This window comes from Brevibacillus gelatini (assembly GCF_003710935.1).
Classification (GTDB): domain Bacteria; phylum Bacillota; class Bacilli; order Brevibacillales; family Brevibacillaceae; genus Brevibacillus; species Brevibacillus gelatini.
The window spans coordinates 1-15,858 of record NZ_RHHS01000055.1; the positions used below are offsets into that span (position 1 = coordinate 1).

The 15,858-nt window shown below is 34.6% G+C and carries 12 protein-coding genes; all 12 read left to right on the forward strand.

Features of this window, described 5'->3' with window-relative positions; all coding sequences use genetic code 11:
• Window positions 1-43 precede the first annotated feature (43 nt).
• The 12 genes from EDM57_RS20975 (at window position 44) to EDM57_RS21035 (ending at window position 15,827) form a co-directional block, all read left to right on the forward strand.
• A complete protein-coding gene (locus EDM57_RS20975; protein ID WP_122906645.1) occupies window positions 44-487 on the forward strand; it encodes a hypothetical protein in 444 nt (147 codons plus the stop codon).
• Window positions 488-502: 15 nt separating this feature from the next.
• Window positions 503-988 (forward strand): hypothetical protein, encoded by a 486-nt coding sequence (locus EDM57_RS20980; RefSeq protein ID WP_122906646.1) that lies wholly within the window; start codon window positions 503-505, stop codon window positions 986-988.
• Window positions 969-1,391, forward strand: coding sequence for a hypothetical protein (locus tag EDM57_RS20985; RefSeq protein WP_122906647.1), 423 nt, complete (start codon window positions 969-971; stop codon window positions 1,389-1,391). Before EDM57_RS20980 ends, EDM57_RS20985 begins: the two co-directional genes overlap by 20 nt.
• A 9-nt stretch (window positions 1,392-1,400) precedes the next feature.
• Window positions 1,401-2,414, forward strand: coding sequence for a tyrosine-type recombinase/integrase (locus EDM57_RS20990; RefSeq protein WP_246005876.1), 1,014 nt, complete (start codon window positions 1,401-1,403; stop codon window positions 2,412-2,414).
• 162 nt (window positions 2,415-2,576) lie between these two features.
• Window positions 2,577-7,964 carry a phage tail tape measure protein gene (locus EDM57_RS20995; protein ID WP_170163488.1) on the forward strand — a complete coding sequence of 1,796 codons (5,388 nt, stop codon included), beginning with the start codon at window positions 2,577-2,579 and terminating at the stop codon, window positions 7,962-7,964.
• Between the two features lie 4 nt (window positions 7,965-7,968).
• Window positions 7,969-8,583, forward strand: coding sequence for a phage tail domain-containing protein (locus EDM57_RS21000; protein ID WP_122906649.1), 615 nt, complete (start codon window positions 7,969-7,971; stop codon window positions 8,581-8,583).
• On the forward strand, window positions 8,561-9,883 hold the full coding sequence (locus EDM57_RS21005; protein WP_122906650.1) for a hypothetical protein: 1,323 nt from the start codon (window positions 8,561-8,563) through the stop codon (window positions 9,881-9,883). The genes EDM57_RS21000 and EDM57_RS21005 overlap by 23 nt, the downstream gene beginning before the upstream one ends.
• A gap of 9 nt (window positions 9,884-9,892) precedes the next feature.
• Window positions 9,893-10,537, forward strand: coding sequence for a phage tail family protein (locus tag EDM57_RS21010; RefSeq protein ID WP_122906651.1), 645 nt, complete (start codon window positions 9,893-9,895; stop codon window positions 10,535-10,537).
• 14 nt (window positions 10,538-10,551) lie between these two features.
• Entirely contained in the window at window positions 10,552-12,417 is a 1,866-nt protein-coding gene (locus tag EDM57_RS21015) for a phage tail spike protein (RefSeq protein WP_122906652.1), read from the forward strand.
• A 138-nt stretch (window positions 12,418-12,555) separates the two neighbouring features.
• Window positions 12,556-12,870 carry a DUF559 domain-containing protein gene (locus EDM57_RS21020; RefSeq protein ID WP_122906653.1) on the forward strand — a complete coding sequence of 105 codons (315 nt, stop codon included), beginning with the start codon at window positions 12,556-12,558 and terminating at the stop codon, window positions 12,868-12,870.
• A 191-nt stretch (window positions 12,871-13,061) separates the two neighbouring features.
• Window positions 13,062-15,050, forward strand: coding sequence for a hypothetical protein (locus EDM57_RS21030; protein WP_148039130.1), 1,989 nt, complete (start codon window positions 13,062-13,064; stop codon window positions 15,048-15,050).
• 60 nt (window positions 15,051-15,110) lie between these two features.
• A complete protein-coding gene (locus EDM57_RS21035; RefSeq protein WP_122906656.1) occupies window positions 15,111-15,827 on the forward strand; it encodes an Ig-like domain-containing domain in 717 nt (238 codons plus the stop codon).
• The last annotated feature ends 31 nt before the right edge of the window (window positions 15,828-15,858 follow it).

The window sequence follows — 15,858 nt, forward strand, 5'->3', positions numbered from 1 at the left end:
TGACTTTCTGGACAGCCCCTATAATTTTAGGGAGGGTTTATGATTGAAATTCTATAATTATGAATTAAAAAATTTTTATGACTTCCTTCTTTCAATTGAGTTAAGAGGCAAACAAAGTCGAATGAGAACGAAGTTGTGTAAACTTATTGGAGAAAGATTACATGAAATAACTGATGAAAGAGATAAACTTATTGCTGAATTTGTTGAGCGTGATGAAAATAACAATCCCCTAACGAAAGAGGCAGAAGGTGGCAAATTAAAATATATATTACGAGATACAGAAGCATTTGCAAAAGAGTATGATTTGCTAATGCAAGAAGAATTTATAATTGAAGAAAATGAAGTAAATAAAGACATGCTCATGACAGTTGCAGATGTTGTGTTGAACTTAGATATTCCGCTAAAGGGACAAGAAGCAATCCTGCATGAACGATATTGTGAAGTATTAGAGAGTTTAAATTATTATCAAATAAACAAAAGGGTATAACAGGGAGGGTTGTAAATGGCTACAATTAAAAATCTATCACTTTCTCATATCAAGAAACAAGATGCAAAAAAATTTAAAGAGAAAAAACAAGTTCTTCTTGATGATGGCACTGTAAAAGTAGATGTTGACGTTACGTTTAGAACCAGCAAAAAGAATCAAGTAGTTGCTGATTTGATTAAACTTATTCAAGAAAAGGTAAAGAAAAACGAATCAGTAACAGGTGAGTCAATTTCTGCTGCAATGCTTAGTTTAATTATCAAACAATTTACCAGCATTGATGTGAAAAGTCTTAACACATTGGATGATTATGTCGAGATGTTTATTATCATGACAGATAATAATTACATCTCCCCTATTATAGATTCATTTGATAAAACTGAATTGCAATCCATGATTGATTATGTTAATGAGCAGCTTGACAAATGGAATGTTGAAGTTCGTAAAATTTTAGAAGAAATTCGCACAAATGAGGGTGTAAATAATGGGACAGAACTTCAATAATTTGGGAGATTTAGCAAAGTATCTTGACCAAATTGTAAAACAGTCTCTTGTCTCAGATGTTGGAAATAAAGTTAAACAAGTTATGCAAGAGCATATTATTGATGATGTATATGATGCGTATACTCCTTCTGCTTATGAGCGTACAGGGAAACTTATGAGAGAAATTCAGGTTAATAAGATAAGCGATGGGGTTGAGATTTCCCCTGTGCGAGAAGAAGATGATGTATATATTCCAGCAGTTATTGAAAGTGGACAAGGTTATACTTGGGTAAATTCTGAGATATATAGAACAAAACAAAAACGACCATTTGTAGAGAATACAAAAGATGAAATTATAAAAAATAACATACATGTTGAATCCTTAAAAAAGGGTCTACGTAAGGCGGGACTAGATGTAAAGTAGGTGAAATTATTGAGTGAGTTAAATGAGAATATGTATAGAGATAGAGCTGAACGACTTCCTAAAATAACGGATGAACAGTGGAAAGAAGTAAACTCTTTTAACAGAGACAAGGTTGAAGAGTATTTACTTGAATCTACTCATTTGTCTAAACAAAGTCAGACACAATATAAGTCTGCGCTGCGACAGTTTTATTACTGGGTTCACGAAACTTTTGGGGAAAAGAAAAAAATATATGAACTTAAGAAAAAGGACTTTATGAGATTTCAAAATATGCTCATAAGACGTGGGATGTCTTCAAACGCCATTAAGCTTAAAAGAAGTTGTGTTTCAGCTCTTAATAAATATCTTATCAACTTTTACGAAGACGAGGAGGAATTTGCAACATTTAGGAATTTTGTTGATGGAGTTCCAAATCCAACCCCCAACAAAGTATACAAGAAGATTCCTCTATCCCATGAAGAATTTGAACAAATCCTAAGAGTGCTGGAAGAAGATGAACAATGGCAAATTATCGCAGCTCTTCATCTTATGTATGCTTCAGCTTGTCGCAGATCAGAACTTATCCAGTTAAAGAAAGAAATCGTCAATTATTCTTATGTTAAAGATAAAGAAGGTAATGACACTAGTTACTATAAGACTCATGAAGTTAGGGCAAAAGGAAGAGGACTTGATGGAAAGCCAAGGGCACTACTCTTTGATGACAAAGCTAAACAGGCTGTCTTAAAATGGTTAGAAGTTCGCGGAGACGATGATTGTCCGTATATTTTTGTATCTAAACAAAATGGTGAAGTCAAACAGATCAATGTAACCACAGTTAATTATTGGTGCAAAGAAATTATATCGGACATTATCGGCAGGCGTGTTAATCCCCATCTAATTCGTGGTACACGCAGTACCCATCTACTCCTAGAAGGTAAAGATATTAAAAAAGCACAAGCATTACTTGGACATGAGGATAGTTCCACGACTGATAAATTTTATGATTTGCGTGACAATAAAGATGATCTTAGCGATATATTCTAATGTGATACAAATTAATGTGTGTTTAAAAGTGTCAGTAGACCTCTCCCCTACTGACAGTCTTGAGTACACATTTAAATCAAATTCTAATTTTATTAACTATTTTTAAATCACCACTCACCTACGATGGTGATTTTTTATTTTCACCAGAAAGGATGTGGTATTGTGGCAACAAATAACAATAGGCTTAGTATTCTAATTACAGGAAAGCTTGACATAAGCTCAACACAAAAACAAATCACTGAACAGCTTAATAAATTAAAAAAAGAAAATGTAAATTTAAATGTTAACTTTCAAACAGATAAAGTAAATAAACTTACAGAAACTATCCGTAAGCAAGCCATAAATTATGAACAATGGTGGGCTTCTGCCCTTCTCAAAGAAGAAAAGCAACGCGAAAAAGTCCTCCAAACTGAACAAAAAATCAGAAGAAAGCTTGAGCAGTTGCAACTTCAAGAACAGCAACGAACACAAAAAGCCGCTCAAGATTATGTCAATTGGTGGACAAAGGCTTTAAAAGAACGTGAATTAAAAGAGGAACTGTTATTTCAACGTTTGTCTGCCCAACAGCAGAAATTGGCTGCAAACCTTAGTCTATTTCAAGATAAAGCAAATTTTAATGCTACTAGACTACTTCAGAATGTTGGCAAACATGTTGACCAGAAAGCTTTAAGTGATTGGGTACAAGAAGTACAACGTTTAACCATCCAAACTCCTAGATTGCAGCAAGAAATGGCTCGTTTAAATGAACGTTTTAGGCAAATTAGTACTACTGCTCTGGATGCGAAAAAGTCCACTTTTTCATTTTCTGAGCAATTGGGACATGCGCTGAATAAAATTGCTTTATGGGGTACTGCTGGCAGTATATTTTTTGGCGCTCAAGAAGCATTAAAAGAACTTTTCTCAACCCTTGTAGATATCGATACTAAGTTAACCGAGTTGTCCAAAGTTTTATCTAGTGATACAAACTTTGGTGAATTAATGAGGGATACGGTTGAACTAGCAAATACCTACGGGCGTTCATTAACAGAAGCACAGGATGCTCTCATTGAGTTTGGTAAGGCTGGTTTTGAGGCTGAACAAGCGTTACAAATGACTAATGCTACCCTTTTGGGGGCGAATGTAACAGGTTTACAGACTGGGCAGATGGCTGAGTATCTTACAGGTGCATTAGTTCAGTTCAATATATCCGCGAAAGAATCAACAAAGGTTATTGATAAGTTAAATGAAGTTGATAATAATTTCAGTGTAACTTCTCTTGGATTAGCTCAATCTATTGCAAAAGCTGGTGAGTCAGCCCAATCTTTCGGTGTCACTCTTGACGAATTGATTGGAATGACCACGGCAATTGGACAAGCCACAAGAGAATCAGGGAATGTTATAGGTAATGCCTTAAAGACTGTATTTGCTCGTTTAAACATGGATAAAACCCAAGATGCTCTTGCTTCTATTCGAGTAGCAGTAAAAGATTTTAACGGAGAATTACGTTCGGCAACAGACATTTATGCTGATGTTGCTTCCCAGTGGAATTTATTAACAAGGGCGCAAAAAACATATATAGCAGAAGCTTTAGCTGGTAAATATCATATAACTCGTATGATTGCCATGCTGGACAATTGGGATACTGTAATGAAGGCTTCTGAAACTTCTCAGAACAGTCTTGGTTCTTCAATGGAAGAAAATCGAAAGCATATGGAGTCACTTTCTTCTGCGATAAATAAAGTTACCGCTGCAGGACAAGAATTAGCATATTCTATCGGTGAAAGTGGATTGCGCGATGCAATGTACAATGTGTTAAATGTAACTTCTACTTTCATAAAAGGTATAACTGAGTCACTGCCATATATCTTCTCTTGGCAAACTGGGATTACAGGATTATCACTTGTCGTTGCTGGGTTCATACCAAAACTTGCGCAAATGATTCCATTGCTTGGCTCTCTTTCTGTGGCTGTTCGAGGTTTGGGAGCATCATTCCTTACTTTAATGGCTAACCCTGTCGTTCTCGCAACTAGTGCTATAATTGGACTTGGTGCTGCAATTGTATACACAATGGGGAAGCATAAAGAGTATGTTGAGGAGTTAAAAAAGCTTGATAGTGCAGCTAAAGATGCAAATGATCGTTTAAAGGAAATTGAGGAAACCCTTCGTGTTATTGGAAGCACTAAAACTGAGCAAATTTTTGATTATACCAAAACTATAGAAAATTTAGATAAAGTAAAGGTTAAGCTACAAGAACTACAGAGGCTTCAAAAAGAGCAAGATGATTTCCAAAGGAAATTGTCACGTATAAATCTTAAATATACACCTATATTGTTAAATGATCGCCTTGATCCTAGCAAAATTGACCAAGAATTAAAAGATCTAGCTCAAACTGCTGGTATAAATATTCTTCAATTTAAGACACTAGAAGAGGCTTTATCTGCTGTTAACCAAAAGCTTCAAAGCATGAACAATACTGCAAAAGAATTGAAAAACAACAATCTTTCTGAGGTATTCGATACTGAAGGTAAAAAGATTGATGAGTTAACGCAGATACTGGAGCGAATGAATAACAAGCAAGGATATACTGCAATACAGGCAAAAGAGATAACAGATAAGTTTAAAGACCTTGCCCCTGCTCTTACTCAAATTGGTGACAAGTATTATTTCACAAGTGATAAAGTACAAGAATTGATTAACAAGCATAAGGATCTTATTAAGCAATCTTATGATAATGCTAAAATTGAAGTACAAGAGCGTGAAAAAGCACTCATCCAACTTGTAAATGCATATGATAAAGAAATTAACAAAATTGATGAGCTAATAATTAAACGCGACCAATTAAACAACTCTATTACAAAAAAAGTTTCTGAGACAGTCATAACAGGTGTAGATGGTAGTACAAGGAAATATGATGCTTCTGAGGCTAGGTATGCTGCTTTAGCTGCACAACATGAAATTGATAAAAGACTTGAGGATATCAAGAAAAGCAATGAAGAGCTTGAAAAGTTTGATAAATTATACAATGGCTTAGGCAAGGCTTCTATATCGGAAACCAAACCTAAAAAACCAACAAGCTCTGGGGCTAAATCGTCAACTACCTATACTCCACTCACTCAAGATGCGAAAGAATTGCTCCGAATTGAAACTGAACTTGTTAAAGTACAAAATAAAAGACAGTTATTGCTAGATACTTCTAGTGCTTACAGGGATAATCTTAAACAAGAAAAAACATTACAAGAACAAAAATTAAAGCTTTTAATCAAAGAATATGAACAAGTCACAAAAACGAAAGTTCTTAACGGAAAAATTCAGAGCAATAAGTTTCCTGCTAAATTATCCGATGATGCGCTTAAACGAGCATATGAGCTAGAACAGCAAATTGCACAATTGCAAACACAAATCGCCACCCTTTCATTTGATGAACTCTCTTCTTCTCTTAAAGAATATGCAGAGAAAAATGATTATCTTGATTCAAAAATTAAAATCATTCAAGAAAGAATGGTTTCTTATTCAAAAACATCACAAATATATCGTGATGCGATTGAAGAAGAAAATCTTCATCTTAAATTAAAGCAAGACAACCTGCATGAGGAAGCAGAGCTTATTCGTAAACAATTAGCATATGGACAACTAACAATAGCACAAAGAGAAGAGCTAAATAATAAGCTCATTGAACTTCAAACATCTTGGTTGAATTTGCAAAATAGTATTGACACCAATAAACTTGAACAAGCAAACAGTCTACTTAATGAGCAAAAAAATAAAACAGATGAATTGTCTAAGGCTATTGAATTAGCAAATGCCAAAATGAATGCTGTTGGTGATACTACATCTGAACAATATTATGCAGAGTACGCCAATTATGTCCGACTTATTTCTCTTAAAAAACAAAGTCTTCAAGAAGAGATTTCACTGCGCGAGAAGTTGATTCAACAAAATCAAAACAATATTGATTTAATTAGACAGTATAAAATGGAGATTGTTGATCTCCAAATTGAGCAACTTCGTTTACAAGAAACAATTAATCAAGTAACTGCCAATAAGATTATTGATACATATAAACGAGTATATGAAGAACAGAAAAATATAGCAATCAAGGCAATTGAAGATGAAGAAAAAAGAGAAAATGAGCGACATAAAAGAAAGCTTGAACATATAGAAGATGAACGCAAAAGAAAAGAAGATGCAATTAAAAAAGAGATCGATGCTATAGATGAAGCTAAGGATGCTGAAAATGAACGCCATAAAGCAGCAATGGACGCACTAGATGAAGAAATGGAAAAGTTCAATGAAGCTATCGATAAACGCTTACAATTAATTGACAGGCAATCTAGTGAACGTGAATATAACAACGAACTAGAAAAACTCCAATCTGAGCGTCAAAAACTTCAACAACAAATCAATACCCTTTCACTTGATGATAGTTATGAAGCAAAACTTCGTTTGAGTGAATTAAATGAACAGTTGGCGGCAAAAGACAGGGAAATTGAAGACCTTAATTACAAACGTAGTACAGAGCTTCGCAAGGATAATTTAGAAGACCAACGTGACGCTTATGAGAAAGATATTAATGCTAAGAAAAAGGCAGAACAAGCAAAATATGATGAAACTGTAAAGAAGCTTGAGCTTGAAAAAAGAAAACTAGACCAACAACTTACTTATTACAAAGATTATTACGACAAGTTAATAAAAAAAGAAAATGAAAAACATGAAAATATACTAGCAAAGCTTCAAAAAGAAAAAGAAGAAACAGAACGTCATTTTAATGAACTTATTGCAGATGAAAAACGCTATGCAGATATGCGAAAAGCAATATTAGCAGGAAATCTCTCATCTATGCAGGGCGACCTATTGAAATTTGAGCAGTTCGTAAAAAACAATATGGCTGCCATTGGAAATAGTATTGCTCAAAATCTATTGGCGAAAATTGAAGAGTCAAAAAGAGCAATTGAATCGCTCAATAATATTAGCATTGGAGTAGGTTCTGGAAGTTCAGGATCGTCCAATGGTAATTCGGGCAAATACGCACAATATCAGTCCATCGTCCGTGATATTGTGAACGCAAAAAAGAAATGGACAGATGCCCATAACACAGGCGATAAAGCAGGAGAAAAATATTGGGCTGATTATGCAAAACCATTATATAGTCAATTACCTGCGGAATTGGCTAATGAATTAGCAAAAAGCGATTATGACGATGCTTTGGATTTGTATAACAGATACTATAAAGGGAAATATCATGACGGTGGGATTGTTGATGGCAAGAGTGACAGATTGACGGAAATAGTCAATAAAATGTTCAACTTAAAACCCGATGAAGGATTTGCAAAAGTATTAAAGGGTGAGCTATGGACTACTCCACAAAATATTGCTCAGAACTTTATTCCAAATTTAAAAAATCTCATGTCTAGTATTACTCCTGTAGTAAATCTAAATACAGCTACAGGCTCTGGAGATACTTTGGTCAATATTAATATTGAACGGTTTACTGGAACAGAATCTGACTTGAATAAGTTTAAAAACATTGTCCTAGACGCTGTTGTAAAAGCTAACAAAAAGAAAGGACGATAGTGTTGTGAAGGAAGGCTTAGAGTTTAGTTATGATGGTATCAAGTCAACCGATATGGGTTTGATTAACGTTAAAGTGGGCGGCGGCTTGTTTGAAGAGCCTTTTGTAGCAGAAAAAGAAATCCATGAAATTAAAATTAGGGGGAATGACAAGCCCTATTTTCAAAGTGTTGAACGCTCCCCCCTTGTTTTTTCTTTACAGTTTGCATTTGAAGATCCATACGACCATGAAAAAATTAGACAGGTTGCCAGATGGCTAGATCAGGATTATTATAAGCCTTTTTTCACAACCGATAATCCTGATCGAATTTTTTATTGCCTTCTACACTCCTCTTCTACCTTGATCCATAATGGAGCTAAAGAAGGGTATGTAGAAATTGAAATGCGCTGTGATTCTCCCTATTCATATTCGCCACAATATACTAGTGAATGGTATGAAATAAAAGATAACCCTTTGATTATCACAGAAACAACCCAAGAAGATTTCCAAACGGGTTCATTGCAAAATATGATTGCTTTGCCAAGTGGGGATTTACAATTAGGAACGAAGAAGCCTACTTGGGGAGATATAAAACAAAAGAAATGGGGTGAACTCAAAAATGCCGAATACATCGCTGATTAACATGTCTCTCCCATCATATGATGATGATGCAGATATTGCTGTCCTGAATTCAAACTTCCAGATGCTTGATGATTGGCTTAAAGATAATGTTATTTCTCGACATGATGATATGTTTAATGACTTTATTATAAATGGATTGCAGCCAAGTACAACAACAAATGTTCTAGTTCATGATTGTGACTCTTTATGGGATGAAATTAGTCCATCAAGTGGCATAACAGTAGTTTTAGATACTTTTGACTATAAACAAGGTAGTGGCTGTCTTAAGATTAACATGGATAGTAATGCTGGAGTTGGGATTTTAGCATCAAAAGCCCTCTCCCCTATCGATCTTAGAGATACAACAGGTATTAAACTATGGGTGAAATCAAATGTAAACACTAATGCAGGTGACTATTCTTTGTTGCTGAGCAAGAGTCCAATGTCTCAGCAACCCATTGTCACTCTCCCCTTTCCTGCTCTAGTAGCAAATTCATGGACACTTATTACTTTACCTTTTTCAGATGTATCCGAATTATATGACATTATTTCGGTTAGTGTTAAAATGAATGTAGATATGGGCATATGCTCACTATGGATTGATTACGTTAATGCAATTAATTTTGCTTCAACGATTTCTTCTGGTACAGCTTATATTAAAGGCCACCGCATTGTAAAACCAGAAGTTTTACATACATTTTCTGAAAATAAGGATACCTACATTTATTTGGATGTTAATAGTGATTACATATTTAAAGAAGTTGCTATTGGTGGAAATGAACCTCTTATGCCCCCAGATACAATTAAAATAGCAAGGGTGATTACTAGTTCGTATAATATCATTGAAGTTATTGACTTAAGGAATATGAGTGCGATGGTAGTCAGCCCTACTTTAACAGATGGACAAGTTACAGAATCTAAACTAGCAACAGATTCAGTATCTACAAATAAAATAAAAAATAATGCAGTAACTAGTGTAAAAATCGCAACAGATGCCATTCTTTCGTATCACATAAAAGACAGTCAAATTATTAATGCAAAACTAAAAGATGGTGATATTAGTCTAGGAAATGGAACTCATGCGTCCAAAGCAGGAAAGCTAAATGCAGAATTTCGTACTTTTACAGTCAGAGGTAATTACGATTCCTATAATCCAGAAGATGTGATCGCTCACGGTCTTAATCGAATACCAAAAGGTTATTTATTAGTCAGCACGGATAAGCCTGTACAACTTTATTCGGGGAACTCACTATGGACAAACACTCATATATATTTAAAAGGTACGACTGCCAATGCTGTAGTGACAATCATGATATTTTAGGAGGTATACATGGCTAAATGGGATGATTTACGCAAGATGCGTGGAACGCGAACATCTCCTACTTTTCATGTTGCGTTGGATACAGGTGGGGGTCATTCATTATTGCAGTGGAATGAAACCGTCCCAATGAGTAGTACAACTCGATTAGAAACAAATGTGTCATATGATGGTGGGTATACATGGGAGGGTTGGAAGGTTGCTACTAATGGCAGCCCTCTCCCTGATTTCTCCCCTTTTACTAATTCAAAACATACAGTGTTTCAATATAGGTATGTTGCTGATTCTACTGTTATTACTTCATTACCTGTTTTACATGACTTTCAGATCACAGTAAAACCAACGTATCTTTTTGTTAATTATGGAGATGTTCCTTGTAAGCCTGAAATCTGGATTGAAAAGATTGGAAACGGTGATCTTTCTATAATTAATAAGTCAAACAATAATCAAGAGTTTAAGTTCGTTGATATTTTGGACAAGGAGCTTTTATACATAGACTGTGAGCGTGAACACATCGAAACAGACATCAATATGAAATATCGCTATGACAACTTTAACAATGAATATCTTGAGTTGGTTACAGGTAATAACTTATTAGAATTTGTTGGACATTTTAAAGTTATGTTTCGCTATCAATTTAAGACCATCCAAGGCTAAAAGGAAGTGATTACTTGCTTGGTGATATTGATTTAAGTAAAAAGCCAGTTAAACCTCAAATATTTCTTGCAAAGCCTAATCGGACTATTATTGCAAAACTTTCTGAAGCACATGATATTGTTTTCAATAAACGTCTAGGTTCGTTAAATGAATTGAGCTTTTCTATCCCTTATGAACTTGATATTAATCATGAGTTTGTCCGTAACCCTAATGTTGACTTAATCCGACATAGGTATTTGTTGAAATTAGTTCTTAACAAGTATGAAGAATGGTTTATTATTGATAAATGTGTTGACTCAATGACTGATGAAGGTGATATTAAGCAGGTTACAGCTTTTTCATTGGGATATGAGTTAAATGATAAAATTATAAGAGCATATAAGGAAGACTCAAAAAGTGCGTCACAAGTTTTATTAGATGCCCTTAGAAATACATTGTGGAATATTGGATCAATTGACGCTGAATTTGATGTTAAATTTCGTTCCTTTGATGTTAGTTCAAAAACAGTTCTTGATTTTGTATATGAGATTGCAGAAACATTCAATGCTCTAATTCTATGGGACACACAAAATCGAAGAATCCATTTTTACAATCATGAATTGATTGGGAATAATTTGGGACTAAAATTCTCATACGGAAAATATTTAAAAAGTTTAGATCGTGAAATAGAGCCTGATGAAATGACCACAAGGTTAAAAGTCTATGGAAAAGACAATCTTTCTATTCAACGTGTTAATCCAACAGGCACAGATTACATTGAAAATTTCGGTTATTTTATGTACCCTTTTGTGAGAGATGAGAACAGAAATGTCTTGTCGCATAGTGAGTATATGAGTGATGAATTGTGTCATGCGATTCTTGATTATACAAAATTAATTGAAGATAATAAAAATACTTTTTCTACTTACTTGAAAGAACTTGAAGATATTCAAAAAGTGTTGCTAATTGAACAACAAAAACTTGTTACACTTCAGACTGATTTACAAAAAATTGAGGATAACATTTTTATTAGTGACAAATCCAGCCCCTACCCTACAGGAATTTATGAGTCTCAAAAGATTGCAAAAGAGCAAGAGATCGCTGCACAAAAAATTGTTATCCAAAATGTTCAAAATCAAGTAAACACTGCTCTTTCAAGGATTAATCAATTGAAAGCCACCTTGTCAATTGAAGCAAACTTTTCTCCAGAACTAATCAAAGAAAGAAATCAGTATATCATTGAAAAAGAGTGGGCTAATGAGCAGATTATTGATGACAAAGATTTGCTAGAAGCTGGCATGAAGGTTTTTGAGGAATTTTCCAAGCCTAAAACAGTTATCTCTATGGACATAGTGAATTTCCTTGAAATTGTTGAAGAACAGCGAAACTGGAACAAATTAAACCTTGGTGATACTGTAGTAATTTCATACGAGAAACTAGGCGTAAATGTAACTGCGAAGATAATTGAAATTGAATATGATTATAGCGATGGAGATATTAAACTCACTATTGCAAATGTAACAGATATAGAAAGCAATGAAGAAAAATTTATTAAGTCCTTGTATCGCAATTCCTCCTCCACCAAAGTAGATATGAGTAAATTCAAATGGGACAAGTATGAAAATGACTTGGGCGATATAAGCAAAGTTCTTGAAGAATTTTGGGATAAAGCTAAACAACAAATTGAAATGGCTGTCAATGAAACAGTTATTATTGATCGGACAGGTATCACCATTAAGGATGAAGCTGATCCTACTAGATGGATTCGTTTGACACATTCCGCAATAGGTTTGACGCGCTCAAATGGGAACAGGTATGAAACGGCGCTAACTCCTGATGGAATTGTAAAAGAAAAATTATATATGAATGCAGTTAAATTTAAAACGCAGAGGATGGAGTAATGCTCCTATCCTCTATTTATTAGAATAGACAGTCGTAATAAGGAGGTATAAATTATTCTTATAGAGGAACTAGTAGAAACAAAATGGTCAAATACAAATAAAGATTGGTATACATCGAAAGGTTATAAATTCACAAAAATGTTAGACAAATTGATTGTATCCATTAAGGATTTACCTAAAGGGAGTATGGTTAAAGTCACTAGCGTTGCGCTTTTTATAGACAATGTGAAAATTGATATTGAATATGATGGATACTATTTCCATAAAGATACTGCTCTTAAAGATCGGCGTAGAGATGAATTCTTAAAACAAGATGGATGGAAAATCCTAAGAATTAAAGGTCGTAGAAATGTTCCTACGTTCGATGAGCTAAGGGTAGCAATTAATAAGTTGTTAAATTCTGATAGAACATATACAGAGTTAGTTTTAGACGATTGGGGATTAACTGGCTAAGGAGGTGATTTCTTATCAGTAACGTAACCCTATTCCAATTCTATGATTCTATATACATTGGTTCAGATTCAGCAGTATCCGTAACCATTAACGACACTATATATCGTTTATGTGATGACGGAAAAAAACTTTATCCCCTACAGGATAAAGTTATTTTTTGTTCCGGTAATATGCTGTTAGTTGAACAAGTCATGGATGATTTTTTTAAATCTAAAAATCAACAGATTGATGTTCTTTCTCAAATAGCAAAGAGAGTTTTTACATCTGCCCCCTACCCTGTTCATGAAAATTCTCTTGAAATTGTCGTTGCTGCTTATGAGGACAATAAATCTGTGGTGTATCATATTTGTCCAACAGATAATTTTGATGTACAACGAAATATACTTTTCTCCCCTTCTGATTGTGCAATTTTTACTGGTGGCATTAAAACAGAGCAATCATTTAATGTTGCACATGAAGGATATATGAATAATTTATCCCTGAGTCAAATTTTTCAAAATGTCTTTGACTCAATATCATTTGAAGGGGTTGGCGGCAATTTAGAGGTATATAAAATTGATTCTACTGGTGCTAACTTATTTTATAAGAATAAAATTAACGAAAACAATATTGAATTTATTACTATTGATTTGTTAACTGAGTATTTTGAAAAGCATTTCATAATTGCGGAACGCCTGTTCGGTAGGATAATCACGGGAGAGCGTGTAATCGTCGGTGATCCAGACGGCATTCTTGAGATTCGCGGAAATAAAATGGTCATTACTGATCGTAATGGTCGTGAAGTAATGTGGTTTGGCTTATATGGGACAAACCCAGATAAGTTCGGTGTAAAACTCGAAAATGATACAAATCAAGTTGTCATGGATAGAGATGAAGGGTTCTATATCACTCGCAAAGATGGAAATGCATGGGACAGAATCATCTGGCTTGATACACAAGGATACATACATGCTAAAGGCTTGAAATTACATGGACGTAACAGTGAAATCATTCTTGATGCTGATGAAGGATTGATTGATTTACGTCCACTTCAAGGGTATTTGGGGCAAGAAATTCGACTCAGTATTGAAGATGGGATTACAGTAACAAGAGCAAATAAAAATAAGATTTGGCTAAATGCAGATAAAGGAATTGCAATTGATCGTTACGATGGTGGAACATGGACTCCTGTTTTCTATGTTGACCTAGATGGTAATATTGTTTGCAATGATATTACAGCCAATAAAATGATTGCAAAGGACTTAACCATTGAAAATGACAATGGACTGATTACTCTACGCCCTGATGAGGGTATTAAAATTACTCGCAAAGATAGACAGGTTGAAATTGGGCTTAATGTAGACGATGGAATCTATATTGATAATGATGGCGACCGCAAATTTTGGGTTGATCCCAATGGTATCTTGCACGCCAAAGACCTAATTGCTGAGAGCTTGTTGCTAGTTGGTTCTAACGGGAAGATTTTACTTGATGCAAATGAGCGCGTATTAAACCTTGAGAATTTCGATATGATTATTGGTTCTCTTGAGGCTCAGAACGTTATTTCAACCTTCTTTGATACTGATTTTGGAGCGATTAATGACCTGACTGTAAATCGCTTACGTACCGTTAGAAGAGATCAGCTTGGACTGGTTGATTTCATTGATATTCAAGACAAATATATGAGATGGGTTACTGCTGTTGCAACTGAATCTGGAGAACAAGCTGAGGATTCTAAAGGCAGACCTTTATATTGGGTAGACTCGAAAAAAAATCGGGTCACTACTGAAGATACCGGAATTCCTGTTTATCTTATTGACTATAACACTGAGCGTTACGAGAAATTAAAAATGTACTTTGTTGGCACAGGATATGAATCATACCCAATGATGGAATGGGGTGTCGGTAGTGGAAATGGCGAATCTGAAAAAGGCTATTTATACAAAGAAAAAGGGAAAATGCATGTTAGATATCATACATCAGCAGAAACAGGATCTGGCAAAAGGTCGCTGATATTAGGAGACAATGATTTGTCGCTAGTTTCTGAGATGCCATCTGGAACAAGTACTATTAAATTCATAAATGATGGAACTATAAAGATTGAACATTTCTCTGGTAGTAGTATATCTATCGGACAAAATATAGAAATTCGTGCTTCTGGGAACTTGAAATTAGTAGGTCAGCGCGTTGACATAAACTAATTGGATAAAAGTTTGCTCTGTGGTATAATTTAGTAGAAAATTATACTAAGGAGGTATATCATGAAAAGAGCTTTTGTTACTTTAATTCTTGCTGTAATTCTAGCAATTCCCAATTTCAGTTTGGCAGCGAAATCTCCAATATTCGATGTTCAGACCTCCACTCCCATCAGTGGGGTAAGTGATTTTCCAGTTAATCAAGCTATTACAATTAAGTTTACGCGAAATATAGGTCGTGGCACAGGAGTTATCAATTTCAAAGATAGGTACTGGAGGGACATTCCTTTTACCGAGGAAATCCAAGGAGATACTTTGATTATTAAATCGGTAAATAAACTAGAGTACAACCATCTTTATACTATCGAAGTGTTCCCAGATGCAGTAAAAAACATTGAGGATAATTCAGAAAACTATTTCAGAGATAAGTTCGTGCTTTCTATTTCAACTCCATATTTTAATCAAGAAGAATTTGCAAAGCTAAAGAAAGCAGAAGTTCTATCTATGATAGGAACTCAAAAACCGATAACGCTTCAGCTTTTCCATGAATCAACAGCTTATCCGGGACAAGCGCATATTCTACAAAAGGACTTATCTGCCATCTATATATTAAGTACAACGAATGGCAATTACAAGTTATGGACTTCTAATCCGCAAGTAGCATCGTTGCAAACCAAAGGTGATACACTTATTGTTAATGGTTTAAACACAGGAGCTGCACAGATAGCTGTTAGAAATCTAGTAGACAATACAAAAGTTGTTCTAAATGTTGTAGTACAATAGAATAACAGTTTATCTCCCCTATCCAAACTTG